Here is a 3,728-nt window from a genome sequence, read left to right on the forward strand (position 1 = left end):
TTGTGATCCGGGCAATTTCTCTCTGCGGAAGCAGAAAGTTAACGAGGATAGAGCCATAAGCCTGAAGAGAGACAATTCCCTCTCCTTCGCTTAATATTTGGCCGAGGTCAACCTGACGAATACCAAGTCGACCGGCAAAAGGAGCGCGGATGGTTTTCTTGGCGATGGTTGCCCTGATACTATCTGCCTCAGCCACTGACTGACGAAGATTTGCCCGAGCTGTATCCAGCTCGGACTTTGAGACCAGCTTTTGTTTATACAGATCAGCAATACGATCAAAATTGAGCCGGGCAAGTTCAACACTCGCCTCTGAACCGGCAAGCTGCGCACGTTCTGAGGCTATGTTCTGACGGACGAGCAAACCACCTTTTTTTACCTTCGCACCGGATTCAAAGGCCACCTGAACCACTTTACCAGGAAGTTCAGCTGATACGGTGACTCCTTGCACGGCCTCCAGCGAGCCGACAGCCGTCAACAGAGAATCCCATGACTCCGCACGTACCTCTGCTGTTGTCACTGTCTCGGGGGGGACCTCAAATGCCGCTTCATTGTCGATCATCCGCTGGATCTGCAATACCTTAATACCGGCGAGTACGCCGATTATTACCATCAATCCGACAATCGTCAGTATTACCCTTTTCGCCATTGGCTTGATTTTCCGAACGTTAAAATCGCATCACCAAATTTTGAGTATAAGCGGGATCGAGCACTTGTGACTGAAAGTCAAATCGACATATCAAACCAATAACGAGGATCGCAGTGAATTTGAGGCTAAAAAAAGCGAATACCACAATTGTAGTACTCGCTTATTGATATTAAATATTATAGCCCTCGTTAGGCTTTTCTCGTTTCCTAGAAGAGCGCTAACTTTGAAGTCATCAACTCTCTTTCTTCTTAATTTTCCAGGCTTCAAGATCAATATCGAGATCAGGGAACTTTGACGCATCAAAGACAGGGTGCTCAGCCCCTGCTTTCAGCTGTTCTTTATAATCTGTCAGAATACGGATCAGTGTCGGGAACAGCATTAACAATGCTAACAAGTTAACGATCGCGAGTATGCCCATCATTGGATCCGAGAAGAAAAACACAGACGTTGCTCCCGGCGCGACGGCCCCAAGAAAGACTATTCCTATCACAAAGATGCGAAGGATATGAACTGTAACCTTATTCTGCGACATAAAGGTCAATGCGTTCTCACCCAGATAGTAGTTGTAGATAATCGAACTGATGGAAAAGAGCAATATGGCTATTGTCAAAAAGTACTGTGACCAGGATCCGACATGAGAAACCAATGATTGCTGTGTCAATACAACTCCATCAATATCTTCTGCCCCCGGTACATAGACATCGCCGAGTAAAATCACAAAGGCCGTACAACTACAAATAAGAATGGTATCGATAAATACGGACAGCGACTGAGTAATCCCCTGACTTATAGGGTGAGTCACTTCTGCTGTTGCTGCGACATTCGGAGCGGATCCCAACCCGGCTTCGTTAGAGAAGAGACCACGGCGTAAACCCTGTGCCATAGCCGCGCCCATACCGCCTCCAACCGCTTCTTCCCAACCAAACGCGTTAGAGATAATGGTACCAATTACCGCAGGTATCGATGTAATGTTTAAGAGAATAATCAGTAGCGCCATCACAACATATCCGATAGCCATAATAGGGACTATCACATCTGCTACTTTGGCAATACGCTTAATACCACCGTAAATAATAAAGCCGGTACCGATTGCCAGTAATGCCCCTGTCCATATACGGTCAATCCCCATACTATCTTGAGCAGCACCAGCAACAGTATTTCCCTGAAATGCATTAAAGCCAATAGCAAAAGAGGCTATCAAACAAACAGCATAAAGATAGGCAAGCCACCTATAATCTTCACCTAGGCCATGAATGATAGTACGGGCCGGACCACCTCGAAACTCATCGCCTTCTTTACGTTTATAAAGCTGGGCAAGCGAACATTCCACCAGACTGGTTGCCATCCCTACCAAGGCTATTGCCCACATCCAGAAAACCGCTCCGGGGCCACCAAGCGTTATAGCGACAGCAACACCGGCAATGTTACCACCACCGACGCGCCCACCAACCGATAACAACAGCGCTTCCCGGCCGGAAATCGCATTTTTGTCAGCCGTTTGATTTTTGTTAAGCAGCACATGGAACATGCGCCCAAAGAATGTAAATTGGACAAACCCGGTAACAAGCGTGAAGAAGAGACCTAATACAACGAGGAAAGGTATCAATGCCCATCCCCAAGTGAGATCACCAATGACACCAAATAAACCTTCTAACCATTCCATATCCACTCCTAATCAGCGTATTCTTTAAGCTTATTGCTCAGAGTTGATCTTCAGAATCGAGCCGATAGCTGGGCTAAGTGATTAACAAGCCCTGAATTGATAATTGTCAGAAGTATAGTCGCTAGTAACCTTTTTGATCGGAATTACGGCATACGATCCCGGGCCATCACGTGATCATATACTCACTTAGAGTGATGAATTCGGCGGATAATACCTAGGAAGAGTCCACTCGCACTGCTTATTAAGGCATCAGGAAAGTCATAGTCAGGATTATGCAGTTCAGGATGCCCGCTTCCACTTCCTACGCAAAATAAAGCTCCCGGCCATTTTTGCAGGAACTCGGCAACATCTTCCGACCACCTCATTGGCTCTGAAAGTATCTCTACCGGCAAGCCAAGCTCGTTTGCTTGTTCACAAACCAGTTCACAGTGTGCTGGTGAATTAACTACAGCATTAAACGATTCCTGCCAGTTAACCTGGCTGGTTAAATTATCTTGTTCTGCAAACCTCGATACGACCTCAAGCAAATCATGTTTCATACTATTTAACACCGCGCTATTGTCACTTCTCAGCGTTGCCATAATAGTAACCTTGCCGGGTGCTGTCCCGAATGCTTCCTCACCTAACAGCGCATGAACAACCGTCACCAAGGTGAAAGACTCCCTATAACGCGTTGGCATGCATTGCAGGTACTCAATCACCTTAAGCATCGCTATGGTCGGATTTACGCCATTCTCAGGCCTGGCCGCGTGTGAGGTCTTTCCTTCCAGCTCTATCGTCACCCCCGTTGATGCACAAGCGAACGCATCAGGCTTAACTATTACAGTGTGTAGTGGGTACCCGGGAAGGTTATGATAGGCAAAGACATTATCAACCTGCTGCTCTGCTAACCAGTCATCATTGAGCATACTCGCCGCCCCCATACCTGTTTCTTCGGCTGGCTGAAAAAGCAGTATGACTTTTCCCTGATTTGGCGGGTTAACTGACAGCGCTTGGGCTACAGCCATCAGAGTTGCCGTATGTCCATCATGGCCACAAGCATGCATCACTCCCTCATGCTGCGAACAATAGGAAAAGTCGTTCTTCTCTGTAATTGGAAGTGCATCAAAGTCAGCCCTTAGCAGGGTTGTTTCTCCGGGTTGTCCGCTATCAATGGTACAGACAACGCCATGCCCACCAATCCCCGTATAGGGGCTCAAACCGAAAGCTTCTAACTGCTGAGCAATCAAAAGTGCGGTATTTTCCTCAAACGAAGATAGCTCAGGATATTGATGAAGGCGGCGGCGAAAGTGGATAGCGTCAAAGTTACAGTCGTTATCGGTGGGTGTATTCATAACTGCTAGTAATTGATAAATTAAATAGCAAGACTACTGCTGTTTTAGAAATAACACTGTGATTTCAATCGCAAATTAAATACCT

At 46.7% G+C, this 3,728-nt stretch carries 3 protein-coding genes; all 3 read right to left on the bottom strand.

Annotated elements, in window-relative coordinates:
• Positions 1-646: efflux RND transporter periplasmic adaptor subunit (locus tag MHN01_RS19850; RefSeq protein ID WP_239412934.1), on the bottom strand; the 646-nt coding region annotated here is incomplete at its 3' end.
• 232 nt (positions 647-878) lie between these two features.
• Entirely contained in the window at positions 879-2,309 is a 1,431-nt protein-coding gene (locus tag MHN01_RS19855) for a sodium:alanine symporter family protein (RefSeq protein ID WP_239412935.1), read from the bottom strand.
• Positions 2,310-2,491: 182 nt separating this feature from the next.
• Positions 2,492-3,643 (bottom strand): amidohydrolase, encoded by a 1,152-nt coding sequence (locus MHN01_RS19860; RefSeq protein ID WP_239412936.1) that lies wholly within the window; start codon positions 3,641-3,643, stop codon positions 2,492-2,494.
• Between the last annotated feature and the right edge of the window lie 85 nt (positions 3,644-3,728).

The sequence above is a fragment of the Photobacterium sp. OFAV2-7 genome (genome assembly GCF_022347985.1).
Taxonomy (GTDB): domain Bacteria; phylum Pseudomonadota; class Gammaproteobacteria; order Enterobacterales; family Vibrionaceae; genus Photobacterium.